Consider the following 24,341-nt stretch of genomic DNA (forward strand, 5'->3'; position numbering starts at 1 on the left):
CACAAGCGTATTATCTGATGGAGAAAAAAAGATGTCAATGGGCAACAGATACATTTGATCAATATATCACATATCATGACGAAGAGTGGGGTGTGCCAGTCTATGATGACCGGATCCATTTTGAGTTTCTGATCCTGGAAAGCGCACAGGCCGGCCTAAGCTGGAGCACCATCCTCAAAAAACGGGAAGGATACCGGAAGGCCTTTGCTGATTTTGATTATGAAGTCGTGGCGACGTACGGTCCGGGTATGGTGGAGGAGCTGTTAGCAGATAATAGCATCATCAGAAATCGTGCTAAAATAGAAGCAGCTATAAATAATGCATCCCGATTTATGGAAGTGCAGAGCGAGTTTGGCAGCTTTCATAAGTATATCTGGAGCTTTGTGGACAATAAAGTGAAGATAGGCCACCGGGAAAGCATGAAAGAAGTACCAGCGACCACACCCGAGTCTGATGCACTGGCGAAAGACCTGAAGAAAAGAGGATTTAAATTTTTAGGGTCAACCACCATATATGCCCATATGCAAGCCACCGGACTGGTAAACGACCACACTAAGGATTGTTTCAGATATAAAGAACTATTGGGAAAATGAAGATCTTATTAGTAACCATTTTAATGGCGGTAGCTGCAGCCTGCGAAAAATCAGACAATGACAACTGTATCAATGAAGACTTAATCGACAAAGAGGCTGTATGTACCATGCAGTATGATCCTGTCTGTGGCTGTGACGGAAATACTTACGGAAACGCCTGTGAGGCTGCCAAATCGGGGGTGACCAGCTATGAAAAAGGTGAGTGTCCGAGTGAAACCGGGGACTAATTTATTTCCAGTCGGTATCCCAGTCCGTGAATGTTTACAATCAGGACGTTTGGGTCTCCTTCAAGTTTTTTCCGGAGTTTGGAAATAAAGACATCCGGGCTGCGGCCAACGACGACTCCTTTGTCCAGCCAGATCTCTTTTACCAGCTTTTCGCGGGTGATGATCTCATTCGGATGCTGACAAAGCAGCTCAAGGATTTCTGCTTCTTTTGCGGTGAGGCGGATCTCCTGACCGGCTATGTCCAGGGTGTTTTCGCTTCTGCGGAAGGTAAACTTCCCCAAAGGCAGGGCGGATGACCCGGATTTGGTCTTTTTAGCTGACCTTTTGAAAGTATATAGAAAAGCCGCCGCCAGACATAAGGCCAAAGAAATGTAAAGACCGCCAGATCGTACAAAATTGTCTTTGGCCTTAAAGTGCATGTTTATCCGGTAGCAGGCTTCCGGCAGGATACGTCCGAGACAGGGGATGACGCTTTTTTCGGCGTTCTCAAAAGTCAGGTAGCTGTATACAATTTCACCTGTTTTGCAGGAGACTACTTCTGCGATGTAATTTTTTGACAGACCGGAGTTGTTCAGGGAGTTTTTGATGACAAGGATGAGACTATCGGGGTTTATGGCCAGACTTTTTTCAAAGTGGATCTGGTAGGAGTTTTCCGCAAGTGTTTTTATGGGCAAGACCAGCGATGAAGAATCCCCGTTATGGAGCAACAGATGGTGACCGATATTTCGCATGATCACGCGTGCAGACTCTTTAGAGATACTGGTTCTCTCTGTCCAGGCAAATCCCACTATGCTTAAAAGCAACGCGGCGATCCCAATAGTCAATATCCACTTTCTGAATTTCATAAAAAGATGTCAAGCTATTCTTTGAACGTAAAATTTACAAATAGTTTACACTTGTTTTACAGCCTGTTTACACACTGTCCTATCCTGCTGGCGTAGAATTACCGAAAAATATCTTTCATGATGAGCATGGGCGAACCGTCAAAAACTGGGAAAGCACATGGCTTATTGTACAACTTTTAACAGATGAAAAAATCATTCTTAATTTTCGGAATTCTTATTCAATTCTTTTTTGCACAGTCACAGGAAATAGATCTGGCCAAAAGTAGTGTGAAATGGCGAGGATCGCACCTGCTTAACGCGGGAGCACATTTTGGAACGGTCCACTTTAAAAGTGGTGAGGTAAAGATGGACGGCAATCGAATCAGTGGTGGAGCGTTTGTGGTGGATATGAATACCATCACCAACACGGACGATGAGTATATAGCCAGCCTGGTCAATCATTTGAAAGGCCCTGACTTTTTTGATGTGGAGCATTACCCCACAGCACAACTTGAAATCGTCAGTATTCGGTACGTTGATTCCAGAAGCTTTGATGCTGATGCCAATCTGACGATCAGGGGGATTACCAAGCCGGTGACGTTTCGCTCCCGCATCCAAAATGTAGAGAACTACTGGTTCGTCAGGTCCAGCTTCACGATAGACCGATCAAAATGGGATATACGGTATAAGTCCCAGAGCTTTTTTGCGAGTCTGGGCGATGAGACCATCTCGGACGCCATAGAGCTGGACGTGGATATCGTCTTTATTAAAGATGAATAACCTGTATAATCTAAAGCTGATTCACCACGGTTTTTTTCGGAATGACAATGCTCCACATACCCCTCAGGTCGTTGAGCTGATACCCGGTAGCCTTGTCCCGGGGATACAATGACCTGATCAGGGTATAATTGGTTTCGGTGACCTGCTCACCCACTTTTCCGTGGCAGTTGAGGCAGGCACCATTTGTGATCTTGATCGGTTTGGTGAGGATCAGTGCCTGCTTGTCCAGCTCCTGTATTTGGGCGCCTGCCAGGTCCGGGTTATACTGATAAGCCTCAAAAATGGTCTTTTCAAAATCGGAAAGGGTATCCGCCGGATTTCGGGGCTTGTCCGTAACTCTTTTTACAGAGATGTTCAGGCTGTCTTCAAAACCCCTGACTAAAGAAGAGGCATTCAGGTTGCAGTAGCTTATTGCTCCCGGCACGCCTTTTTCCCGAAGAGCGGTTAATAGCTCATGCTGAAATTTTTTCTGGATCGTATCCAAAACACATAGCCCGAGCTTTTCTCCCGCTATCATGATCTCTGCGTCCGAAACCTTTTTGATTTCACGAGAGGCCATTTCTTCTTTTACAGCTTCTGTATTGGGTCTTTTGCTGGTGTCACAATTTGTGAGTGACAAGGTAAAAAGTAAACTACCCAAAAGGATGTTTCTGCGGGTCATCATATAAAGTCTTTGCACTTGGTTAATTTTGTCAGGATAAAGTTACTGGAGATGATCGATAAACTGGAAGCAATAAAGAAACGATTTGAGGAGGTCAGTCAGCTGATCGTACAGCCTGATGCAATGGCTGATATGGACAAGTATGCCAGGCTCAATAAAGAATATCGTGACCTGGAAAAAATTGTCAGGAAGTACGATGAGTATAAGCTCGTAACGGATAACATTAAAAACGCGAAACAGGTCCTGGAAACAGAAAAGGACGAAGAGTTTCGTGAGATGGCTAAGATGGAGCTGGAGGACCTGTACCCGAAAGAAGAAGCTCTGGAAGAGGAGCTGAAGTTTATGCTCATACCTAAAGATCCGAATGACAGTAAAAATGTGATCCTGGAGATCAGAGCGGGTACTGGCGGAGATGAAGCGGCTATTTTTGCGGGGGATCTTTTCAAGATGTATGAGCAATATGCTCAAAGCCAGGGCTGGAGGTTTAGTGTGATGAGTCTTACCGAGGGTACAGCCGGTGGTTTCAAGGAGATTGTTTCTACGGTAGAGGGAGAGGATGTTTATGCCAAGCTGAAGTTTGAGTCCGGGGTGCACAGGGTTCAGCGCGTTCCTCAAACCGAATCACAAGGCCGGGTACATACTTCCGCAGCTACAGTAGCTGTGTTGCCGGAGGCCGCAGAAGTGGATGTGGAGCTCAATATGGGGGATATCCGCAAAGACACCTTTCGTGCTTCAGGGGCTGGTGGACAGCACATTAACAAAACAGAATCAGCGGTACGCCTGACGCATGCCCCGTCAGGGCTGGTGGTGGAGTGTCAGGATGGCCGTTCGCAGCATGCCAACTATGATAAGGCGCTGAAAGTACTCCGCTCCAGGCTTTATGAGATCGAACTTAAAAAACACAATGAAGAAATCAGCTCACAGCGAAAAACCATGGTGGGTTCTGGCGATCGGTCGGATAAGATCCGAACTTATAACTACCCGCAGGGACGGGTAACTGATCATCGAATTAACCATACGGTGTATAATCTACCTGCTATCGTGGGTGGTGACCTGGATGATTTTATAGAGCGGTTACGGATAGCTGAGAATACTGAGCTATTGAAGGAGGATGGTTTAGCATAAATGAACATACTTTTCGTTAAACACCTGATGCATAAACTATTCTTCATACCTTTTACAATAGTTCTCTTCTTACTTTTCTCCTGTGAGCCGGAAGAGGAGCAGATCAGTGGCCAGAAAAACCTGAAGCTAACTTTTAGTGAGGATACCGTCCTTTTTGATACGCTGATCAGTGATACCCTCAGCCTTACCAGGAGATTTCGGATCTACAACCCCAATGAGAAAGCCATCAAAGTAAGCAGCATACGGCTAGGTAAAGGAAGTGCGTCTGAATACTCCATCATTATAAACGGAAAAGAAGGTCCGGCCATTTCTGATGAAGTGATTTTTGGACAGGATAGCATTTTAGTGTTGGTTACAGTGGATATCAACCCGCTGGATCAGAATAATCCCTACCTGGTGAAAGACTCGGTGATCGTGGAGTGGAACGCTAACTCAGACCATGTAAAGCTGGTGGCCTGGGGCCAGGATGCCAATTACATCAGAAATGTAGAGATCTGTGATGAGGTCTGGACGAAAGACCGGCCTTATGTCATTCAAAATGTGGCTATAGTGGATTCCATGTGTACACTGACTGTGGAGCCGGGGACGAAAATTTATATGGATAACGGAGCTTCCCTGGTGGTAGAAGGGACTTTGCGGATACTTGGGGACTCAGCTGACCGGGTGATTATCCGTAATACTCGCTTTGATAAAAATTACCTGGAAGCGCCGGGCCAATGGAATGGTATTGTTTTTATGGAAACAAGTACAGATAATGTTGTCAGCTACTGTGATATTGAAAATGGCCAGATCGGTTTAGGGATCGGGTATACATATGCCAGACTTCAGGGTGGAGGTACTGTCCTCTTACCTGAAACCTCTTCTCTGCAAGCCAATATTGTCATTGATCATACGTCCATTCGACACATGTCTACTGCTGGAATTTTAGCATTTTCCGCAGATGTCTATGCGTATAATATAGAAATTTACAATGTGGCTACCTGGCTTGTGGGCAATTTTGGTGGAGGTAATTACCGATATGACCATTGTACATTTACCAATCAGCCCAGCTTTTTTGTCAATGAGGATCCTGCTATTCAGTTCAGTGATAATGTGGTTATTTCAGATGATGAGGTGATCACTGAGGATCTTGATTTGGCCATTCGCAATTCAATTTTATGGGGCGCGAATGACGAGGAGTTGGGAATCAATGATGGAGGAGGATCCGCAGTTACTGTGCTTTTGGAAGGTAATATTATAAAAACAGAAGAGGAGCTATCCGATAACTTTACCACTTCAGAGCTTGATTCACCGGGCTTTGTAGATCCTTTTATGTTTGACTATCAACTAGATTCGGCAGCTTTTGCGAGGGATAGGGGAGCCACTATTGGGATCACCACAGACCTGCAGGGAAAGCTCAGGGACGACAAGCCGGATATCGGAGCTTATGAAAGGATAGATATGGATTAATCCACAAAAAGTTTTTTTTATTACCCGTTTTCCCCCGTTTTATCTCTAAAACTCTTTTGGTTAAAGCTTACAGAATAAATAAATAGCTTTTGGTAAACACTTAGATTCCAAAATGACTGAGTTAAACCAATTAATTTACAATACACTAGGGCTATAAGGAGGTATTCACACAAAAACACTAATATTCCCTTTAAAAAAAGGGGTGTAGGGGAATGTTTATAAGAAAGTTTGTTTTTGTGTGAAATTGTTGGGGACATTCAAAAATGCAAAACTGTCATACACTGAATCCCATTCATGGATTGGTGGGCTCGACTTTTTATCTTTAACCCATGAAATTTTTTCAAAATCAAATATCGCTGAGTCCACACAGCAGGGGTTTTCACATCATCACCCGAGAAGTCCTGAATGCCATTCCGGAAATCAACGAACTGGATACAGGCATGCTACAAGTCTTTATTCAGCATACTTCTGCCTCCCTGACGATCAATGAAAACGCTGACCCTACTGTCAGAGTGGATTTTGAATCGCACTTCAACAAAATGGTTCCGGAAAATGCGCCATATTACGAGCATACGTTGGAGGGACCGGATGATATGCCCGCACACATAAAAGCCTCATTACTTGGCCCATCTGTACTCATCCCCATATCAAACGGAAGGCCCGTTTTGGGCACGTGGCAGGGCATCTATCTGTGTGAGCACCGGGATCATGGTGGATCACGAAAAATTGTGATCACGGCCTGGGGAGAGTGAATGGATCTTTATTCCGAATAGCTTCTCAGCTTTTTTCGGAAATAGGTTCCCTGTCTGGTAGGTTCATAGTCCCAGTTGCTAAATAGACTGGGAGACCAACGGGCATCAAAAACCCAAACAACGTAAGAAATGTCCAGGCTGTCGCAGTAGTTTGTTATCGTCTCTCCATAATTTTCATCGCTGATCACCGGTATATGGGCGCCAGGTTCCTCAGGATAGGCAAAACCTATCTCTGTAAGTATCACCGGATATTTTTCTTTCATTTTTCCCCAGTCCATGGTCCATTTTTCTTCCCAGGGTTTTGGGTGTTTTTGCGGATAGGGGTGGCTTACATAAGCTATGCCTTCCGCAGCAATGGGGCTTTCACATGCTTCAGTCAGATCATAAGCCCAGTTAAATCCTGCTACGAGGGGAATGCCTTTTCCGCCATTAGCCCTGACAATCGTGATCATTTCTTCATTGATGGATTTCCACTCATCCCACGTACATATTCCATATTTGCCATTATGGGTAGTGGGTTCATTGTAAAGTTCATAAAACGCTACAGTCGGGTTATCCCCATATCTTTGCCCGATCAGCCGCCAAAATTCAAACGTCTCTTTGAGGTCAGTTTCATAAATGGGTAAATGGAAAAGCCCGGACTTGAGGTTGCCTATACTATGCCAGTCCAGGATCACGTAAAGGTTGTTTTCTGAAGCCCACTCAATTCCCTGGTCCAGGAGCTTTAGGTACCCTTTCTGCCCTCGCTCGCGCCATCGCGGTGGATGAATGGGGAATCTAACGACATTGGCTCCCCACTTGCGGATTTCCTCAAAATAAGCTTTTTCCCATTTGCCATCCTTCATTAGTTTATCAGGATCGCTGGTGCTGTATCCTCTCAATACTACGACATCTCCGGCTTCATTTACAAACTGGTTTCCCGATACGGAAAGTCTGCTCATTAATGCATCCTGAGGGGTGGCAATCAGGCAGATCATGTAGATTGGAAGGAACGAAAAAACTTTTTTCATGGAAAGCGATGCTTTTGAGTTTGATCAAAAGTAGCACTATGAAGAATAGGAGAGGGTATTCAAATGTGCAACATGAAGGATCAAAAAAACCATAAGCCACTGATCTACTTCTTTTTCAGAGGCAGTTTAGAAGACAAAGTTTTTGCGAAATAGCGAATTTTTGGTTCGGGAATTTAGAAATCTTCACACTGGTGTTAAGTTGCAGAATTAAGCTACATTTAAAATGTGTCGCAAATAGTTGATTGCCAGTTCGTTGTTTCTACTGATTATTTGTGCCATTAGGCACTAGTCACTGTCAGATTGGTTCCGGGTGGTGTTGATCTTATCGTCATCCTCTTCTTTTGTACCCACATACTTCTCCTTTTTGGCCTCCAGTGTTTCTTTTACACCTTCCAGGTTTAGGCGGTATTTGAGTCTTTTCCAGATGCCCTCGCCTATTTTAGCAGCCAGGTCGCCCAGGCTTTCTACCTTTTCTTCCTCTTCGGAGGCTGGCTGCAAGGCTTCTTTTTTGATGTAGTCGTTTGTAAAGGAACTGTCCACAACGATCTTCTGGCCCTGAGCAGACAGAAGGGCAAGAAAAAACAGGAAGCAGAAAGCGCCAATAATTTTCATTTAATGTGCAACCTTTTATTTTCGTTGTGAATCTTAAAGCAGTGGGACACTCAGATACTAAAATATGCAAGAATTGTGGTTTTCAGTTAGAAACCACTTATCATTTTTGTCCTGACTGTGGTCAGGAGGATAAAGAGCGTGTCGTTTACTTCAAACAATTTATACTGGATTTTCTGGGTGATTACTTCACGTTTGACTCTAAGATCATTCGCAGCGTAGTTCCCCTGCTACTTAACCCCGGTCATCTCACTAATGAGTACCTGGCCGGACGCAGGGTAAGGTATATCCCACCCTTGAGGATGTATATTTTCATCAGTATTGTCTTTTTTATTTTGCTGGGTTCTACCAAGGAGCCATTGCAGGTAAGTGGCGAAGAGCTGGATGCAGCTTTTTTCGATGCATATTTTAATGTGTGGATGCCCCGGCTGTTTTTCTTTTTATTACCCCTTTTTGCTTTTATCACCTACGTGATTTTTAGAAAGAGGGGTCGTTTTTACGTTTCACATTTCATTTTCTCCCTGCACTTTCATGCATTTGTGTTGTTGCTTTTTTCCATTTACATCGTAGTCAGTTCGTACATTCTCAGTGAGAGTTACAGCACCAACCAATGGGTGTTGGTTTTGTCGGTGTGCCTTATTGAAGTATACCTGCTGGTTTCCCTGCGAAAGGTCTACGATCAAAAGTGGGTCACGACTTTTTTTAAACTGCTTTTGCTCAACCTGATCTACGTTTTGAGTATTGTAGCTGTGTTTATCGGGATTGCGGTGTTGATTTATGTGGGGAGGTATTAGGGATAAGTAAAGCATCTATTCTAGAACCCACTTCTTCCTGTGTTAGGTATTTACCGTTTCGTATTCTTTCAAAGACGGAGATCATTTACTTCGAAGCATGTTACTACGCTATCAAGTGTAAAAAGTATCGCAAAACTCACTACGGTAAAATGTTTCCTCCTCAAGAAAGGTTCGAATCTTACTTCACAGGACTTGAGCGTCAGAGCAAATACAGGCCAGAGAAAAGTCAAACTGTGAGCCATTCTGATTCTGCTACAAGCGTCTTAAATACTGCGCATACGCAAATCACAAATATTGTTATATAATCGTTTACGATCATGAGCACTCTTTCAACTCTCATGAAGGGGAAACGCAGGAGAGGTGAAATGTGTGGGGCTTCACCAGAGCTAAAATTTTCATTCAAACATACCAACAATTTCTTTAGTAGATTTATTCTTTCTACTAGCCACATTTTAATCATTGCTCAAAAACTTAATTGAATAAATGGGAAAACCTTTCATAAAGGAGTTAGAAAAAATCCATGAAACTATGGATTGGGTTAATAGCTTAGATCTTTCTGAGTTATATAAAGTAATAATTCAAAATACCAATCAGCCATTACTAGTTGTAGGGTCTGGGGGTTCATTAAGTGCATGTCATTTTGCTGCCACGCTTGCACAAGATCGAGGACAATTTGCAAAAGCAATGACACCTCTTGAATTGTTATCAGCAAAATCGATCATTAGCTCTTCTACTGTTTTGTTCCTTAGTGCAAGTGGGAAAAACAACGATATAAAATTCGCTTTTAAAATAGCGATTGAGCAAGAGGCAAAACAAATAATCTCAATTACGATGAGAAGAAACTCAGCCCTAAGTCAATTGAGCAAAAAGTATAGCATATCGACCTGCTATGATTTTAATATTCCAACTGGAAAAGATGGGTTTTTAGCAACTAACTCACTGGTTTCTTTCTTCGGTATTTTATATAGAATATTTAAAGGAACTGACAGAATCTCATTTGAGGACAACAAATACAATATTGAGAGAATAGACCATTTCGTAAACTCTATTTCGCCCGACTATTCTTTAGTTGTGCTCTACAGTGGATGGTCACAAGGAGTTGCTTATGACATAGAATCTAAGTGCACAGAGGCGGCACTGATAAACGTTTTACTGTCTGACTATAGAAATTTTGCTCATGGGAGGCATCATTGGTTTGACAAAAGAGGCAGTAAATCAGCAATTCTTGCAATTGAAACTGACCTGGATAATAATTTGGCATCTAAGACAATAGAACTTATTCCAGAATCCATTCCTCGTCTGATACTAAAATCTTCATACAAGACACCAAGAGCTCTTATCGATTTATTAATCAAGTCATTTTATTTAATAAATAAACTTGGTGAACTGCAGGGTATTGACCCAGGAAGACCCGGAGTACCTGATTATGGAAGTAAACTGTATAACTTAAGATTTTCAAACTTAATTAAGGGCAAGAAATTAAAACAGATTGATATTGCTATCAAGAGAAAAATAGAAGCTCGAAGCTTAAAAAAGCAGCAAAGTGGAGAAATAGAAATCTGGGAAGAGCATTACAATGATTTTATAAGAAGAATTCAGAAGGGAAAATTTGGAGCGATAGTATTTGATTATGATGGAACTATATCCTCAGAAAAAAACAGGTATATAAAAGGTATAAGCGAAGGTATTGCAGAACAAGTAATACAGATATTAGAGGCTGGATTCATAATTGGCATAGCAACTGGCAGAGGTAAATCCGTTAGAGAAAGCCTTCAAGCAACTGTACCTGAAGAGTATTGGGATTCAGTAATAATCGGATATTACAATGGAGGTCAGATTGGGAAACTAAGTAATAAAGCCATTCCAAATAGGAGTTTAGAAATTTATCATCCATTAAAGGAGGTTCATGATAAACTGAAGTATATGCCAAAATTCAAAACATTGTGCATGGAGCTCAGACCTCATCAGCTAACTATTGAAACTTCAGATTCATTTAATTGGCTAAAAATAAGATCACAATTGCAGGAAGAAATAATTAGGCTACATATAGGTGAATTGAGAGTATTAGAATCGAGTCATTCAATTGACATTATTCCTAGTCACATCACAAAAATCAAAGTAGTTGAAGAATGTGCTAAGGATCAGGTAAAAAAAGGCTTGGGTTTGGATGTACTTTGCATTGGAGATCGAGGTAAATGGCCTGGGAACGATTATCAATTGCTTGATACAGATTATTCCCTGAGTGTAGATGAAGTCTCTTCTAATCCTGAAAATTGCTGGAATCTTTCAAAACCAGGAATGAAAAACACAGATTCTGCATTGTATTATCTTGATAAAATCATAAAAAACGGTAATTTTATGAGAATAAAATTTTAGTCAATGAACACCGCCCTTGCTGAAAGACTATTATGCTCCATTCTAGAATGGACGGAAGAAGAGGTGAAAAATGAAAGACCCTTATTACAAGCTATTTCTAGCTTTAAATACGACGAATATCAGCAGTTTTCACCAGGCAAGAGATTTATCGAGAGTTTAGTAGGGTGGTTGAAACAATTTGATAATCTAGAGGATAAACGAATAGCTTATGCATTCATAATAGAGCAATTGATATTCTTCTCAAACGATCAAGTTTCACATTTAGTCAATCTCTCTTATTCAGCTAAAATCAAACCAATTCTTTTAAGGAAAACTGCTATTGGTCTTAAAGTAAGTGAATATGCCATAAAAACTATAGTTACGAGCGAACTATTCAAACAAAACAAAAGAAGATCTTTGTATCTAGGATTGAGTGATGGTTCAAAAATTGATTTATTCCGAAGATCAAGTGGAATTAGTAACGAACAAGTTTATCCCACCTATCAAATTTCACAAGATAAAGCAGAAGATTTTCAAAAGGAATTGAATAAGGAAATTGAGAGTTTTGAAACTTTTAATACTCTTTTTTTGATTGATGATTTTACAGCTAGTGGTAAAAGCTATTGGAGAGCAAATGAGAATAGTGGAAAGATATTAAAGCTCTTAAAATCTATTTTTATCGATAGTGAAGAGGACAAGAATCATGTAAGTAGTTTAATTGATAGTTCCGAAATTTCCATTCACATACTGTTTTACATAGCTACGCTAACAGGTAGAAATTATATTGATGAGGAAATCGCAAAATGGAAAGAGGAAAACAATCTTGAGTTTGAGTACTCAGTTGACGTAGTTCAACTTATTGATAATGATGTTAAAGAATCAGTTTTAAAAAATGACGATTTCCTTAGAATAATCGAGAAATATTATGACGAGAGTATAGAAGATAAACACTACAGGAAAGGTTTTGAAAATGGCGTATCAAAAGGGCCAAATGATAGGCCTTTTTTAGGGTTCAATGAATGTTCCCTTCCGTTAATTCTTAACCACAATACTCCAAATAATTCTCTCCCAATATTATGGTTTCCTGAGGATAAAAAGTACGTGGGCTTATTCCCAAGAGTAACGAGACATAAAGAATAAGGGGAATGAGTAATAAGTTAAGAAATCCATTCAAAATGAGAGCATCTGAGAAAATAGAATCAGATGCAAATTTCCTGAAATTGTTTAGCCCTGATGTACTTGATTTACTAGTAGAAAGACAAAATAAGGGGGAGCTTTGGAGTGATTTATTGTTTATCCGAAGTTCTCCAGGCGCTGGAAAGACCTCCTTACTAAGAGTTTTTGAGTCACAGTCTCTTAACTATATTTTTAATCACAAATCCCAGGATTTCTACAAAGAACTATATAATCCATTAAAGAAACTAGGTGTCGTGGATGAAGCAGGAATACACTTGCTTGGAGTTATTTTAAGATGTACTCGTAATTATGAGATTCTAGAGGATATAAATATTGATGAAGCACGTAGAAAGCGTCTATTTTATTCGCTCATTAATTCAAGAGTAATATTAGCAACCCTTAAGGGAATAGTTGAATTAAGAAAGGATTTAAGATTTCCAGAAGATCTTGAGAAAATCAAGTTTTCGCCAGAAGTGGGGCTGGAAGAACAAATAAGGGGTCTCAAAATTCCATGTAACGGCCAAGAGCTGTATGATTGGGCATCTAGTGTTGAAAAAGATGTTTATGACGTTCTGGATAGTTTTCTCCCTATAGAAAATTTAAAAGCTATTGGGCATAATGAACCATTTTCTACAGCAATTTTGAAACCAGAGTATTTATCAATTGATGGTAATCAAATAGTAGATAAGATTCTCTTTATGATTGATGATGCTCACAAGCTTTCGGTGAAGCAAAGAGAATCTTATTTAAAATACTTAGCCGAAAATAGAAATCATTCTAATATATGGATTTCCGAACGATTAGAATCACTATCTGACTTCAGATCATTTATCAATAGGGACTATAATGAACTCAATCTTGAGGACATCTGGCATAGGAATCCAGGTAAATTCAAAAAGGTTCTATCCAAAATAGCATCTAAAAGAGCGTCAATATCAACTGAGGATGTTACTTCTTTTCAAGAAAATCTTATTGATCAAATTGATGAGGCTGAATTAGCTAAGGACATAGGAGAATGTATTGAAGAAACCGAAACGAGTATAAATTCACTACATCAATACAATTCCAAATTTCATAATTGGTATTCCTATATCACAGAGAACAAAGGGCATGATTTGCAGACGGCCATTCTTTACAAAGAGGCTGAAATTCTAATGCACCGAAACCTACAAAAAAATCAATTAGCCTTCGAATTTGACTTGTCTGTTGAGGAATTGAAATCTAAAATAGACTCATCATTAGAAAACGCTGCACGATTATTCATTTCTCAAAAGAGTAGAATCCCATATTATTACGGGTTTGATGATTTATCCAGTATTGCTACTAATAATATTGATCAGTTTCTTTCTTTCTCCTCAGAGTTATTCGAGGTAATGATTTCCAAGAAACTATTAGGAAATGAAATTACAGTCTCTCCAGAAAAGCAGGATAAAATAATTAGAGACATAGCGAAAAAGAAATGGAATCAACTATCCTCTTTAGTTCCAGACTCCAGGTTTGTTAAATTATTTCTAGATGCAATGGGAAGGCATTTTAAGTCAGTAACCTATAAACAAACGGCATCATACGCCCCAGGAATTAATGGGTTTGCAATAAATGAAAACTCTTCCTATAAGCTGATCGAGGAGTCTAAATGGCAAGAATCTGAAACATACAAGGTGTTAAGGAATATGATAATGACTTGCTTAACATATAACCTATTGGAGGTAAGGGAAGTAAGACAAGGATTAAAAGGTCAAGTTTGGCAGGTCTATTTTCTAAATAGATGGCTCTGTATAAGATATGATCTACCTCTTACATATAGTGGATGGAATAAGTTTAAACCTGAACAACTTATGAAATGGATCAACATCAAATAAAAAAAAGATTGGAACCGAGGTGGGAAGATTATGTGTGGATCAATGAATCTCAAATTGACTCATTTTGGAAAGAACATCTTTCAAAAACAGGACAAGAATTGTTATACGTTCTTGGAAAAGGTTTTGACGTTAGAATGAACTTCGGGTTAGAGAAACTGCTAAGTGTTGATCCACAAGCCAACATTGAAATAATGTCGATTTCCTTTGATGAAGGGGCTAACTCACCGTCTATTCAATATAAGGATTTAGTTGGAAAAAATGATAAAGAATTTGAAGAGCTAACCTCTTCTTACACAGTAATTGATAAGAAAATCCAGGTTTGGAAGAAAAGCGGAGGAAAGAAGAGAAGAATAGGGGACAGGCAAGCATCGGATATTTTTACCAATAATGATGATATCAAGAAGTACAACGATATTGTAGTAGATATAAGTTCTCTTCCAAGAGGTATATACTTTTCACTGATTGGTAAGTTACTTGCCATAATCGATAATTATTTTGAACCAAAGAATGCACCCAACTTATTTGTGTTAACATCCGAAAATGCTGATTTGGATTCATTAATAATAGAAAAAGAAATTGATGAGGACATACACTATCCGCATGGTTTTGGAGGTAATGTCGAGCTAGAATCTAAGAATCTACCGATAGTTTGGTTGCCATTACTTGGTGAAAACAAACATCCTCATTTTGAAATGGCTCATCTACATTTAAGACCAAACGAAATTTGCCCACTTTTACCTTTTCCATCTAAAAACCCTAGAAGGAGCGATACAATCTTCCAACAACATGCAGAAATCTTCTTTGATGTCCTTCGGATAGAACCTCAGAACATAATGTTTGTTCATGAACAAAATCCTTTTGAAGTTTACATGAAGTTGCTAAAGACCATTTCTAATTACAATGATTCATTGTCTCTATTGCATGGTTGTAAGTCGGTAATTTCAACTTTTTCGAGCAAATTATTGTCTGTTGGAGCTCTGTTAGCTGCTTATGAATTCAAGGATCATGAGGAAATCCATGTAGGAATTTCCAACATTGATTCTTTCGGTTATGAAATTACCGACCTTAAAGCAATGGAAAATTTAAAAAATAATAGCGGTGTTTTTGTATCTTGGCTCACTGGAAATATTTATTCTTAATTTTTAAAATTTAGAAATTTTGGGAAGGTGCGTAGGAACGGGATTGATAGCTTTAGATGCCATCTTAAATGGTAAACCAATAACACCAGCTAAGCTATCCACAGGTGGTTCATGTGGTAATGTACTTACCATACTTTCATTTTTAGGATGGACCAGCTATCCTATTGGAAGACTTGCCATCAACAAGGCCGCAGATATAGTTATTGAGGATTTAGAAAAGTGGGGGGTAAATACAACCCTGATTAGTAGAGAAGAAAAGGGAAGTACACCAGTAATAATTCATAGAATATTCACAGATAAAAAAGGTAATCCTAAGCACAAATTTGAATTCAGGGATCCTGAATCCAAAAAATGGTTGCCAAGCTATCGTCCATTATTGGTTCGTAACCTATCAAGTACAATAGAGAAGTTGCCAAATTGTGATGTTTTTTATTTTGATAGAGTGAATAGAGCTTCCGTTGAATTGGCAAAATTCAATTACAATAGAGGAGCATTAGTTTTTTTCGAACCATCATCAGCTAAGGACGAAAAATTATTTACTGAGTGTCTTCAATATACACATGTGCTAAAATTTTCAAATGAAAGGATAAGAGGATTTAGTGAGTTGTATCCATCAGCTCAGGTACCACTTGAAATTGAAACACAAGGTGATAAAGGTTTGAGATTTAGATTCAAATCAAATGGCTGGGAAGTTCTTAATGCCTATAAGATTGATAATTTAATAGATTCTGCTGGTGCTGGAGATTGGAGTTCTGCAGGAATAATTTATAAACTCGGTCAGAATGGACTAAAAGGATTTGATAGCCTTGATAAGAATAGTCTTGTTAAAGGCTTGAGATTTGGTCAACTTTTAGGTGCTATCAATTGTCAATTTGATGGAGCAAGAGGAATTATGTACAATATGTCAAGTTCAGATTTCACTAAAGTCATTACAGAAAGTATCAATCAAGAAAGTATAAAATTTAATTCTGAAGACTATAACGACATAGTTGAGGAAATAATTAAAGTGCCCACATTATCATCAGTCCTCTGATAATATAATATTTACGTGTATAGGATCCAAACCTTGTCTAGACGGGTCAGCAAGGCAAAATACTTGGGGAGATTGCCACGTCATTAATCCTGACAAGCACAAGTCGAGAAAGGCTCCTTCGAAATGACTTGCTAGTTTACAGCTTGTGGTGAGCAACCTGGCCGGTCGCAACGAGACTTTTCCTGCTAGTGTTTTACAAGCAAATTCCCAAGGCGCATAGGCTAATCGTTGATAATTCAATATTTAGAACTGAACGCTAACTTTTCAAAAATCTCCCACCCCCTGTAACCTTCCATCCATTTTCAGGTAACTTATCTGAAATCATCAAAATCTAAACCTGATCGATCTTGGAAGAAAGTGATGAGCAGCTGATGATCGCTGTGCAAAATGATAACCTCGATAAGCTTAATGTGCTTTTCGATCGCTATCAGAAGAGGCTTTACAACTATTTCCTGAAGTCTACACTGAATGCAGAAGACAGTGGCGACCTCACGCAAAATGTATTCATCCGTGTGATGAAATACCGGAAATCGTACAAGCCAGGCAGCCGATTTGAGCTCTGGATTTTCCAGATTGCCCGCAATCAGCTGAAGGATCACTTTCGGAAAATGAAAGTTTATCAGGACCAGTTTAATCCGGTAGAAGTCATGCCGGAGCGGACAGATGAAGATGATTTGGTGCAGCTGGAGCAGGAGGAACGACTCCTGAAAGCAATGAAAAAGCTACCCGACGATAAACGGGAGCTGCTGGTGCTCAGCAAGTTTGAGGGACTGAAATATGAGCAGATCGCTCAGCTGAGGTCCTCGTCAGTTTCTGCGATTAAAGTGCAGGTACACCGGACCATCAAGCAGCTGCGCACCCTGTATTTTGAAGAAAATGAATGAGAATAAAATGGAAAAGCATTTTACACCCGAAGAGCTGATCAGCTACCTGGAAAATGGGGAGCAGGAAAAATCCATTTCGGAGCACCTGGATGCATGCGAACAATGCAGGTCTGAGGTGGAGGAACTGAGGCAAGTTTTTCAGGCTATGGATTCCGCCCGGGATGTGGAACCTCCTGTAAACATCCGAATGCACTTTGAAAGGGCTTTGGAGGAAGAAAAGAGACAACTTCCATCCACTGGCAGCTTATTTGGCTACTGGCAAATAGCCGCAGCGATCGCCCTGTTGGTAGTTGGCTATTTTGTCGGCAGGTACGCTCCTTCGGACCAGCAGGACAGGATCATTGCCCTGGAGTCGCAGGTGGAGCTTCTCAAGGAAATGGCTACCGTCAATACCCTCCAGTCACACACGGCCAGTGAGCGGATAAAGGCAGTCAATATGATTGAGGAAGATGAATCTCCCCGGGCCAGTGAAAAGCTGATTAAAACGCTGGTACTTACCCTTAACACGGATGAAAGTCCGAACGTCCGGTATGCTGCCGCACAGGCCTTAAACCGGTTTACTGGTCAGGAAAGCGTTCGGCTGGCATTATCAGAATCCCTGGAGCGTCAGGACGATCCGCTTATTCAGATCCTTTTGATCTCCATGCTGGTAGAAGCGCAAGAAAAAACGGCAATAAAGCCTATCAAAGACCTTATGGAGCGAGATAGTGTGACCCCTGAAGTAAAGAAACAGGCGGAAGTAGCGATCGAAATTTTAACATAATGAATTCAAACGGCCAATTGAAGATAAATGAATGCCTGGATAATCCAGGACTTAGATATTGAGAAACAACAACTCGGACAGTGGTTGCTGTACCACCGAGCCAATATTTATGAATTAAGTAAGTATTAAAAACTCAAAGTAGAAAAACGATGAAACGATTAATGATAATGAGTATGGTGGTTTTGGGGGCATTTGCCCTAAAAGCCCAGAATGATGTCACGCTTACGGCATCCAATTTTAAATTGAAACTGAATAACCCGGGTGAACAGACAATAGTCATCAAAAACCTATTTGCGGACATTGTGATAGAGGGAGTTTCCGGAGATGAGATGGTCATAGAAACGGATGATTACGAAGGAATCCCTGAAAAAGCGAAAGGGCTGAAACCGCTCTCAGCTACAGGCCCTGAGAATACGGGGATTGGGTTAAATGTCACCCCTGAAGGCAACAGGATCCTGGTAAGTGCGGCAAGTAGAAATGCGGATGATGGAACGTACTATTTCAAAGTACCAAAAAATATCCGGATCATGGCAGACCTGAACACCTGGCAAGCAGGTGATATTGAGATCAAAGGCATGGCCAGTGATGTAGAGGTAAAAAGCCAGAATGGTGACCTCAAGCTGGAAAGCGTGACGGGCCCCATCATTGCTCATACCCTCAGTGGCGATATAGAGGTGGTTTTCTCAAACCTGAATCAAAACTCACCCACATCGCTATCTTCCACCAGTGGGGATATAGATGTTACTCTTCCGGCTACTACCAAAGGTACCTTTAGTATGAGCTCTGTATCCGGGGAGGTCTACACGGATATGGACTTCAAATTTGGAGATGACAAAGACCTGAAACGCTTTGGCGGAGGTATGTCTGCCAAAGCAACCCTCAACGGAGGAGGAGTAGAGGTAGCGCTGAAATGTATCAGTGGAGATGTGTATATCAGGAAGGCGAAGTAGTAGTCAGACATTTCGGGAGACTAAAGACAAAAGAAATGAGAGTTCTATTTTCAATAATACTAGCGATAGTGTTTGGGTGTGCTTATGCTCAAACCAAAGTGACCGAATCGGTTAGCGTATCAGATCAGCGATTGCTTGAACTAAACTTTGACTTTGCAGACGATATTACCATCAAGACCTGGGACAAAAAAGAAGTCTATGTGGAAGTGAGTGTTTCCATCAACGATGGTGAGTATGACCACATTTTTACTCTGGAGAAGGATGTGTCGGATAAAACCATCACCATTTCTATGGATAAAGATATGTGGAAGAAGATCGAGAAAAAGGATAATCACTGCATCTTCAGTTCTGAGCTTTTTTATACAGTCTATCTGCCGGAGACGCTGGAACTGGAAGCCAGTACCATAAGTGGCAACTTTATCCTGGAGCCTTATGGAAAAGAGACCAGGTTAAAAACCATCTCAGGAGACATTGACGTAACGGTAAAACCCAACAAGGGACTTGACTTCAAAGCCAAAACCATCTCCGGTGAAATCTATTCAGACCTGGACATCAAGTACCCGGAGGGCAAGGACGGCCTTCGCCAGGTTGTGGGCATGGATGTAAAAGGCAGAGTCTATGAAGGGGGTACCATGTTAAATTTTGAAACAATTAGTGGCAATATCTTCTTAAGAAAGGGCTAAGTAAGTGGATCATTACACCCGGACCACATGTGTCCGGGATTGAAGCCATCCTGATGCCGGAGCTAGGTGATTAGGATGGCTTCAGCATGTTGGAATATGAAAAACGCTTTGAAAATGCCATCATTGAATCCTAACTGGTCAGAAGTAATAGCCCGGTGAAACGTATCTGCTCCATTGTGGAGGAGTATTGCGAGCAGGCTTTGTAGCATTACAATGCCGGAATCAACTTTCTGGTATTTCACTCTGATTTTTAGTAAATTATAGGTACAACCAAATCCGAAGATGTTATGAATGCTATTACAAGAATCGAACATTGGGGGGATGAGCACCGTGTAAGCTGGCTCGTCGTACTGCGGGTAGCCCTGGGGGGATTTATTGTCTACAAAGGCGTCTTTTTTGCAATGAATCTGGAGCAGCTTCAGGATATGTCTACCAACCTCATTTACATGTCCGTATTAGCTGCTCATTATGTATTGTTTGCTCATCTGCTGGGTGGACCGCTGATCCTTTTGGGCTATTATACCCGGACTGCCTGTCTCATCCAGGTTCCGGTACTCATCGGTGCGATCTTTTTCATCAATGCACCCAGAGGATTTATGATGGTTGGCAACCAGTCTGAGCTGGAGGTTTCTATCATTACGCTTGTGGCTTTATTGATCTTTAGTGTAATGGGAGCAGGCAAATTCTCATTGGATGAAATACGTCGGCAGAGAGAAGCTCTGGAAAGTCACTAAAAGTGTAGAGGAGGAAGTTTTCGCCCATGTTGGTGTTTTCCACTAACAGCATGATACATCTTGAAAATGGGTTGTTGGTCACAAGACCAACAACGGCGAGGGAAGCTTTAGAGCATTATTAAAATAGCGGAACTACCTCACATGAAATGAGCATGATGCCGGGGCACGTAGCCTCAACTCAATCCCGATAGCTATCGGGAGAGAATACGGGGACGCCAAGTCCAACCAGGTATGCCTGGCTGGCCGCAATCAAAGTTGGGCAGCAAACCGCTGATTTTTGACAACCTTTAAACACATGGAAAGGATCAACCGGTCGGCTTCAAGGTAGCTTCCTTTTGATGATCGGGTTGCCGGGATAAATTTTTTGCGACTTCATTTCATTTTTTCACCCTTTTTATCAATATAAAACCAATCATCACTTATCCATCGGGTATGCTCCCCTTCGGGCTTTTCCGAGCATGTGTAAGCAACTTTCGCTCTGCCGCCCTCAAAAGGGAATGCACAGTCAAACTGTGGTGCAATGATAATCTGGCCCAGCCTATTCGCATAGCCTATTTTCTCGCCTTTGACGATCCGAAAGAGACCTTCCGAAATATAGTCAGGACCATTGTCAAAAGGGAAGACTTTAAAAAGGACATCTTCATTCCTGTTTATCCCGACGTAACCCATCCCCGGGTCCAGTACAATGGCCATGCTTCGGAAGGTATCCGTAAAGCACATCAGGTACTTTTCAGGAAAAACAACCGTATCACCAGAAGGTGCCACATAGCCGTGTCCCGTATCGGATTCAAACCGTATGATATAATCGTCATTTTCTTGCGAGCTTGAAAAATGGCAAGCCAGGAGTCCAAATACGACAATGAGAGGTCTCATCCTTTTACCTTTCTTTTTCTATACCTGCGGAATAAAACGATACCAACAGCGAGAACCAGTATAAATGGCCATAGTCGCATAACACCAAAGAGAAACGAAACGAAAAGTCTCCAGCCACCACCCAAAGCGATTTTGATCCGCTCTGCAAACCCCGGACGACTTTCCGGCTGATATTGATAGGGCAGGATCTCATAGAAACTCAGGTGAATGGTGGAATAGTTAATCTGCTTACTTAGATAATCAAACTGGCCCTGTGCTACTTCAATCTCTGTGCGAATTTCGTTGAGGCTGCGTTCGATCTCCAGGATCTCTTTTACGGAAGTGGCTTTACCCAGCAGCTCTCTGTATCGCTCTTCCAGTGCTTTTTTGTTTTTTAGTCGTGTTTCCAGGTCATAATAACGCTCCGTCACGTCCTGCAGTCTGACCGATCGGTTTTCAACCACCTCAGATTGGCTGGCCAGGCTGGCAAATAGGCTATCAAAACGATCGCTCGGAACACGGATCGTCATGGAATATTGGCTCCTGTCTCCATGGGTAGACTGGTTTTCATTTTCGATGTAAGCATCAAAATCACCCAGGAGTTCCTTAACTTTCTTATAGGTGTCTTTCACACTCTTTACCTGGTAGCTCAGATCTCCGGTTTTGATCACCTTTTTGGCCATTTGGGGTTCAGATTGCTGGTCTTCGAATGAGTCTGAGCGTTTGGATTCCACGGGTTCAAAGCTGGCTCCGGAATCCATCAGGGCCATCCTGTTTCCTGAGTTTGGAGAGTCACAGGCAAATGCAAAAAGGATAAGTAGAAGGAACGAGTATTTCATAGCGCTTTGTGGTTTTTTCTTTAAAACGGTAGAATATCCAATGAAGGTATAATTCTGAAAAAAAAGGCCGCTTCAGGATGTTTTGAAGCGGCCAAAATATGATTAGGTCGGTGATACCAAACTCATTGTGCTGTGAGACTTATGGCAAAACCTCCTGCTGCAACCATATTTACCTCCAGCTGATCACCTTTCGCAACTTCCTGCTCGGTAATGCTGATTGCAGTAGGATTTTCAAGATAATCAGTTTCTTCGGAATCCTTGTAAATTTTAGCGCTATATGTTGTGCCATCTTTCAGAAAATCAAGGGCTAATGTATAATTGCGGGCATTTTCATCGGTGAGGCCACCTACGAACCAGTTATCCGTACCTCTTTCCTGACGGGCCGTAATCACAAAGTCACCGACTTCACCATCAAGTACCCTGGTTTGCTCCCAGTTTACAGGCACATCGCGGATAAACTGAAATGCCGGCTGATCTTTATAATGCTGGATCAGGTCTGCAGCCATCTGAATAGGACTGTTGATCACCACATATAGTGAAAGCTGCTGGGCTAAAGTGGATTTGATCGGATGGTTTTCTCTGTAAGGTTTCAGGCTCAGATTGAAGATTCCCGGTGTGTAATCAATAGGTCCTCCCAGCATTCGCGTAAAAGCAACAATGGGCAAGTGCTCAGGCGGACTGGCTCCCTCGGCCGCCCAGGCATTGTACTCCTGCCCTCTCAAGCCTTCTCTTGCAATGGCGTTTGGAAAGGTTCTTCTTTTTCCGGTGGCTTTGATCGGTTCATGCATATTGATGGCTACCTCATATTTAGCTCCGTACTCCAGTGTTTTCTGATAGTGATTTACCATCCACTGACCATGATGATACTCTCCGTCAGGGATGATCGTACCCACATAGCCTGTTTTTACCGAATGAATACCCAGCTTATTCATAAGCTGGTAAGCCGTGTCCATTCGCTCTTCATATCGAGCCACAGCCCCGGAGGTTTCGTGATGCATGATAAGCTCCACACCTTTTTCTTTTCCGTAGTTTACTACTTCCTCCAGGTCATAGTCCGGATAAGGTGTGGTAAAATCAAAAATGGTGTCTCGCATATTGGGGTCCGTCCAGGTTTCCCAACCGGTGTTCCAGCCTTCCACGAGGATTCCGCCTATGTTGTTCTCACTGGCAAAATCAATCAGCTCTTTTGCATACGCTGTAGTAGCCCCATGATTGCCACTTGCATAATCCCACGTTTTAGTGCCAAGGTGCATATCCCACCAGATGCCCACATATTTCATCGGCGTAAACCATGGGATGTCACCCAATTGATTCGGGTCATTTAGATTTACGATCAGGTTTGATTCAATCAGGTCCCCTGCACGATCTGCAATTTGTACGGTCCTCCATGGGGTTACAAATGGAGCTGAAGTCTTTACTTTGATTCCTGAGTCATTGCCGACAAGTTCGCTGACCATACTCAGGTTTTCAGTATCTACTTTCAGGGTCATACCAGCGTAATCTGTCAGGTCTGCTTCATGAAAGCTCAGATAGACACCTTCGGCTGTTTTCATTGTTACCGGGGTGTTTACGGCATTTTCCGGAATGTAGACCTGGCCCAGGTGATCCCCTTCCACAAATTTGGAAATGGCATCAATCTCCGAAAATTTAGTGGTGTTGTACAAGTATTCATAAATGTCCCAATCTCCCGGGATCCACCAGACCTGATGGTCGCCTGTCAGATTAAATTCGGAGAACTCATCAGTGATCACCACTTCATCACCAAAAGCTTCCTGCTCGGGGAATTCGTAACGAAAACCTATACCGTCATCAAATGCCCGAAATACTACATCAAAAGTACGGTAGGGTGCTGCAGTTTCTTCCAGGGTAATTCGAAGCTCATTAAATTCATTAGAAACTTCACGTTGTTCGCCCCAGGGCATTTCCCAGGTTTCACTGAAACTTCGGGATTTGCTGTTAGCCACGATCATATCGTCTATGAGCGGATCCTGACCCTGAAATTCAAAACCCAAATAAGATGTTTCGAGCTGCCGGGCTCCGGCATAGGAGACAGTGTAAGCCGGTTTCCCATTGTCTAACTCAAAATTCACGGTAATTTTCCCGTTCGGGGATGTAACCGAATAGTCCGTTTTCACCGGACCACAACTAAAAATCATCGCCCCCGCTATGAGGGTGCATACTATACTTCTCATACTATTACATTTAGTTTTACCTGGCCATAAAACTAATATACAAGAATCAGTTATCCCC

General features: G+C 41.6%; 25 protein-coding genes. 17 read left to right on the forward strand and 8 right to left on the reverse strand.

Annotated elements, in window-relative coordinates; translation table 11 throughout:
• Positions 1 to 17 precede the first annotated feature (17 nt).
• Positions 18 to 593 (forward strand): DNA-3-methyladenine glycosylase I, encoded by a 576-nt coding sequence (locus tag AC3E9V_RS00440; protein WP_488751206.1) that lies wholly within the window; start codon positions 18 to 20, stop codon positions 591 to 593.
• Complete coding sequence (locus tag AC3E9V_RS00445) at positions 590 to 820, forward strand: Kazal-type serine protease inhibitor family protein (RefSeq protein WP_488751207.1); 231 nt, start codon at positions 590 to 592, stop codon at positions 818 to 820. The genes AC3E9V_RS00440 and AC3E9V_RS00445 overlap by 4 nt, the downstream gene beginning before the upstream one ends.
• Here the strand turns inward: AC3E9V_RS00445 and AC3E9V_RS00450 are convergent.
• Positions 817 to 1,665, reverse strand: coding sequence for a winged helix-turn-helix domain-containing protein (locus AC3E9V_RS00450; protein ID WP_488751208.1), 849 nt, complete (start codon positions 1,663 to 1,665; stop codon positions 817 to 819). The genes AC3E9V_RS00445 and AC3E9V_RS00450 overlap by 4 nt on opposite strands.
• Positions 1,666 to 1,848: 183 nt before the next feature.
• On the opposite strand from AC3E9V_RS00450, the gene AC3E9V_RS00455 reads away from it, so the two are divergent.
• Entirely contained in the window at positions 1,849 to 2,424 is a 576-nt protein-coding gene (locus AC3E9V_RS00455) for a YceI family protein (protein ID WP_488751209.1), read from the forward strand.
• Positions 2,425 to 2,434: 10 nt separating this feature from the next.
• Here the strand turns inward: AC3E9V_RS00455 and AC3E9V_RS00460 are convergent, their stop codons facing one another.
• Positions 2,435 to 3,103 (reverse strand): Tll0287-like domain-containing protein, encoded by a 669-nt coding sequence (locus AC3E9V_RS00460; RefSeq protein ID WP_488751210.1) that lies wholly within the window; start codon positions 3,101 to 3,103, stop codon positions 2,435 to 2,437.
• Positions 3,104 to 3,136: 33 nt separating this feature from the next.
• Here AC3E9V_RS00460 and prfA point away from each other — a divergent pair, with 33 nt between their 5' ends.
• The 3 genes from prfA to AC3E9V_RS00475 all read left to right on the forward strand — a co-directional run bounded on the left by prfA (position 3,137) and on the right by AC3E9V_RS00475 (position 6,411).
• Positions 3,137 to 4,210, forward strand: a complete 1,074-nt coding sequence (gene prfA, locus AC3E9V_RS00465) for a peptide chain release factor 1 (RefSeq protein ID WP_488751211.1) — start codon at positions 3,137 to 3,139, stop codon at positions 4,208 to 4,210.
• Between the two features lie 27 nt (positions 4,211 to 4,237).
• Positions 4,238 to 5,659 carry a hypothetical protein gene (locus AC3E9V_RS00470; RefSeq protein WP_488751212.1) on the forward strand — a complete coding sequence of 474 codons (1,422 nt, stop codon included), beginning with the start codon at positions 4,238 to 4,240 and terminating at the stop codon, positions 5,657 to 5,659.
• Between the two features lie 329 nt (positions 5,660 to 5,988).
• Positions 5,989 to 6,411: a secondary thiamine-phosphate synthase enzyme YjbQ gene (locus AC3E9V_RS00475; protein WP_488751213.1), complete on the forward strand. Its 423-nt coding sequence runs from the start codon at positions 5,989 to 5,991 to the stop codon at positions 6,409 to 6,411.
• An 8-nt stretch (positions 6,412 to 6,419) separates the two neighbouring features.
• Here the strand turns inward: AC3E9V_RS00475 and AC3E9V_RS00480 are convergent, their stop codons facing one another.
• Together AC3E9V_RS00480 and AC3E9V_RS00485 are read right to left on the reverse strand one after the other, a co-directional pair.
• Positions 6,420 to 7,421: a glycoside hydrolase family 5 protein gene (locus AC3E9V_RS00480; protein WP_488751214.1), complete on the reverse strand. Its 1,002-nt coding sequence runs from the start codon at positions 7,419 to 7,421 to the stop codon at positions 6,420 to 6,422.
• 285 nt (positions 7,422 to 7,706) lie between these two features.
• A complete protein-coding gene (locus AC3E9V_RS00485) occupies positions 7,707 to 8,033 on the reverse strand; it encodes a hypothetical protein (RefSeq protein WP_488751215.1) in 327 nt (108 codons plus the stop codon).
• A 26-nt stretch (positions 8,034 to 8,059) separates the two neighbouring features.
• Here AC3E9V_RS00485 and AC3E9V_RS00490 point away from each other — a divergent pair, with 26 nt between their 5' ends.
• From AC3E9V_RS00490 to AC3E9V_RS00535, 10 genes are all read left to right on the forward strand, one after another.
• Positions 8,060 to 8,824 (forward strand): DUF3667 domain-containing protein, encoded by a 765-nt coding sequence (locus AC3E9V_RS00490; RefSeq protein WP_488751216.1) that lies wholly within the window; start codon positions 8,060 to 8,062, stop codon positions 8,822 to 8,824.
• Between the two features lie 483 nt (positions 8,825 to 9,307).
• The gene (locus AC3E9V_RS00495; RefSeq protein WP_488751217.1) at positions 9,308 to 11,200 is read left to right on the forward strand and encodes an HAD hydrolase family protein; all 1,893 of its coding nucleotides are present in this window, start codon (positions 9,308 to 9,310) and stop codon (positions 11,198 to 11,200) included.
• Between the two features lie 3 nt (positions 11,201 to 11,203).
• A complete protein-coding gene (locus AC3E9V_RS00500) occupies positions 11,204 to 12,319 on the forward strand; it encodes a phosphoribosyltransferase-like protein (RefSeq protein WP_488751218.1) in 1,116 nt (371 codons plus the stop codon).
• Positions 12,320 to 12,324: 5 nt separating this feature from the next.
• On the forward strand, positions 12,325 to 14,214 hold the full coding sequence (locus AC3E9V_RS00505) for an ORC-CDC6 family AAA ATPase (RefSeq protein ID WP_488751219.1): 1,890 nt from the start codon (positions 12,325 to 12,327) through the stop codon (positions 14,212 to 14,214).
• The gene (locus AC3E9V_RS00510) at positions 14,196 to 15,353 is read left to right on the forward strand and encodes a hypothetical protein (RefSeq protein ID WP_488751220.1); all 1,158 of its coding nucleotides are present in this window, start codon (positions 14,196 to 14,198) and stop codon (positions 15,351 to 15,353) included. Before AC3E9V_RS00505 ends, AC3E9V_RS00510 begins: the two co-directional genes overlap by 19 nt.
• Positions 15,354 to 15,372: 19 nt before the next feature.
• Positions 15,373 to 16,386 (forward strand): carbohydrate kinase family protein, encoded by a 1,014-nt coding sequence (locus AC3E9V_RS00515; protein WP_488751221.1) that lies wholly within the window; start codon positions 15,373 to 15,375, stop codon positions 16,384 to 16,386.
• A 347-nt stretch (positions 16,387 to 16,733) separates the two neighbouring features.
• Positions 16,734 to 17,270: an RNA polymerase sigma factor gene (locus AC3E9V_RS00520; protein WP_488751222.1), complete on the forward strand. Its 537-nt coding sequence runs from the start codon at positions 16,734 to 16,736 to the stop codon at positions 17,268 to 17,270.
• Between the two features lie 7 nt (positions 17,271 to 17,277).
• Positions 17,278 to 18,033, forward strand: a complete 756-nt coding sequence (locus AC3E9V_RS00525) for a hypothetical protein (RefSeq protein ID WP_488751223.1) — start codon at positions 17,278 to 17,280, stop codon at positions 18,031 to 18,033.
• A 149-nt stretch (positions 18,034 to 18,182) separates the two neighbouring features.
• Positions 18,183 to 18,983, forward strand: coding sequence for a DUF4097 family beta strand repeat-containing protein (locus tag AC3E9V_RS00530; RefSeq protein ID WP_488751224.1), 801 nt, complete (start codon positions 18,183 to 18,185; stop codon positions 18,981 to 18,983).
• A 35-nt stretch (positions 18,984 to 19,018) separates the two neighbouring features.
• Positions 19,019 to 19,666, forward strand: coding sequence for a DUF4097 family beta strand repeat-containing protein (locus AC3E9V_RS00535; protein WP_488751225.1), 648 nt, complete (start codon positions 19,019 to 19,021; stop codon positions 19,664 to 19,666).
• A 62-nt stretch (positions 19,667 to 19,728) separates the two neighbouring features.
• On the opposite strand, the gene AC3E9V_RS00540 is transcribed toward AC3E9V_RS00535, so the two are convergent.
• A complete protein-coding gene (locus AC3E9V_RS00540) occupies positions 19,729 to 19,908 on the reverse strand; it encodes a hypothetical protein (protein ID WP_488751226.1) in 180 nt (59 codons plus the stop codon).
• A gap of 45 nt (positions 19,909 to 19,953) precedes the next feature.
• Between AC3E9V_RS00540 and AC3E9V_RS00545 the strand changes: the two genes are divergently transcribed.
• Entirely contained in the window at positions 19,954 to 20,400 is a 447-nt protein-coding gene (locus AC3E9V_RS00545) for a DoxX family protein (protein ID WP_488751227.1), read from the forward strand.
• A 372-nt stretch (positions 20,401 to 20,772) separates the two neighbouring features.
• Here AC3E9V_RS00545 and AC3E9V_RS00550 read toward each other — a convergent pair whose 3' ends face one another.
• The 3 genes from AC3E9V_RS00550 to AC3E9V_RS00560 all read right to left on the reverse strand — a co-directional run bounded on the left by AC3E9V_RS00550 (position 20,773) and on the right by AC3E9V_RS00560 (position 24,283).
• Positions 20,773 to 21,273: a WG repeat-containing protein gene (locus AC3E9V_RS00550; RefSeq protein ID WP_488751228.1), complete on the reverse strand. Its 501-nt coding sequence runs from the start codon at positions 21,271 to 21,273 to the stop codon at positions 20,773 to 20,775.
• Positions 21,270 to 22,091 carry a DUF4349 domain-containing protein gene (locus AC3E9V_RS00555; protein WP_488751229.1) on the reverse strand — a complete coding sequence of 274 codons (822 nt, stop codon included), beginning with the start codon at positions 22,089 to 22,091 and terminating at the stop codon, positions 21,270 to 21,272. The genes AC3E9V_RS00550 and AC3E9V_RS00555 overlap by 4 nt, the downstream gene beginning before the upstream one ends.
• Positions 22,092 to 22,213: 122 nt before the next feature.
• Positions 22,214 to 24,283, reverse strand: a complete 2,070-nt coding sequence (locus AC3E9V_RS00560) for a glycoside hydrolase family 97 protein (RefSeq protein WP_488751230.1) — start codon at positions 24,281 to 24,283, stop codon at positions 22,214 to 22,216.
• Positions 24,284 to 24,341 lie beyond the last annotated feature (58 nt).

It is taken from the genome of Marinoscillum sp. HNIBRBA16962 (genome assembly GCF_057801515.1).

Excerpts from the sequence above, each read along its gene's own strand:
- AC3E9V_RS00440 (WP_488751206.1), top strand. The coding sequence starts at position 18 with ATGGAGAAAAAAAGATGTCAATGGGCAACAGATACATTTGATCAATAT.
- AC3E9V_RS00445 (WP_488751207.1), top strand. The coding sequence starts at position 590 with ATGAAGATCTTATTAGTAACCATTTTAATGGCGGTAGCTGCAGCCTGC.
- AC3E9V_RS00450 (WP_488751208.1), bottom strand. The coding sequence starts at position 1,665 with ATGAAATTCAGAAAGTGGATATTGACTATTGGGATCGCCGCGTTGCTT.
- AC3E9V_RS00455 (WP_488751209.1), top strand. The coding sequence starts at position 1,849 with ATGAAAAAATCATTCTTAATTTTCGGAATTCTTATTCAATTCTTTTTT.
- prfA (WP_488751211.1), top strand. The coding sequence starts at position 3,137 with ATGATCGATAAACTGGAAGCAATAAAGAAACGATTTGAGGAGGTCAGT.
- AC3E9V_RS00470 (WP_488751212.1), top strand. The coding sequence starts at position 4,238 with ATGCATAAACTATTCTTCATACCTTTTACAATAGTTCTCTTCTTACTT.
- AC3E9V_RS00475 (WP_488751213.1), top strand. The coding sequence starts at position 5,989 with ATGAAATTTTTTCAAAATCAAATATCGCTGAGTCCACACAGCAGGGGT.
- AC3E9V_RS00480 (WP_488751214.1), bottom strand. The coding sequence starts at position 7,421 with ATGAAAAAAGTTTTTTCGTTCCTTCCAATCTACATGATCTGCCTGATT.
- AC3E9V_RS00485 (WP_488751215.1), bottom strand. The coding sequence starts at position 8,033 with ATGAAAATTATTGGCGCTTTCTGCTTCCTGTTTTTTCTTGCCCTTCTG.
- AC3E9V_RS00495 (WP_488751217.1), top strand. The coding sequence starts at position 9,308 with ATGGGAAAACCTTTCATAAAGGAGTTAGAAAAAATCCATGAAACTATG.
- AC3E9V_RS00500 (WP_488751218.1), top strand. The coding sequence starts at position 11,204 with ATGAACACCGCCCTTGCTGAAAGACTATTATGCTCCATTCTAGAATGG.
- AC3E9V_RS00505 (WP_488751219.1), top strand. The coding sequence starts at position 12,325 with ATGAGTAATAAGTTAAGAAATCCATTCAAAATGAGAGCATCTGAGAAA.
- AC3E9V_RS00510 (WP_488751220.1), top strand. The coding sequence starts at position 14,196 with ATGGATCAACATCAAATAAAAAAAAGATTGGAACCGAGGTGGGAAGAT.
- AC3E9V_RS00525 (WP_488751223.1), top strand. The coding sequence starts at position 17,278 with ATGGAAAAGCATTTTACACCCGAAGAGCTGATCAGCTACCTGGAAAAT.
- AC3E9V_RS00530 (WP_488751224.1), top strand. The coding sequence starts at position 18,183 with ATGAAACGATTAATGATAATGAGTATGGTGGTTTTGGGGGCATTTGCC.
- AC3E9V_RS00535 (WP_488751225.1), top strand. The coding sequence starts at position 19,019 with ATGAGAGTTCTATTTTCAATAATACTAGCGATAGTGTTTGGGTGTGCT.
- AC3E9V_RS00545 (WP_488751227.1), top strand. The coding sequence starts at position 19,954 with ATGAATGCTATTACAAGAATCGAACATTGGGGGGATGAGCACCGTGTA.
- AC3E9V_RS00550 (WP_488751228.1), bottom strand. The coding sequence starts at position 21,273 with ATGAGACCTCTCATTGTCGTATTTGGACTCCTGGCTTGCCATTTTTCA.
- AC3E9V_RS00555 (WP_488751229.1), bottom strand. The coding sequence starts at position 22,091 with ATGAAATACTCGTTCCTTCTACTTATCCTTTTTGCATTTGCCTGTGAC.
- AC3E9V_RS00560 (WP_488751230.1), bottom strand. The coding sequence starts at position 24,283 with ATGAGAAGTATAGTATGCACCCTCATAGCGGGGGCGATGATTTTTAGT.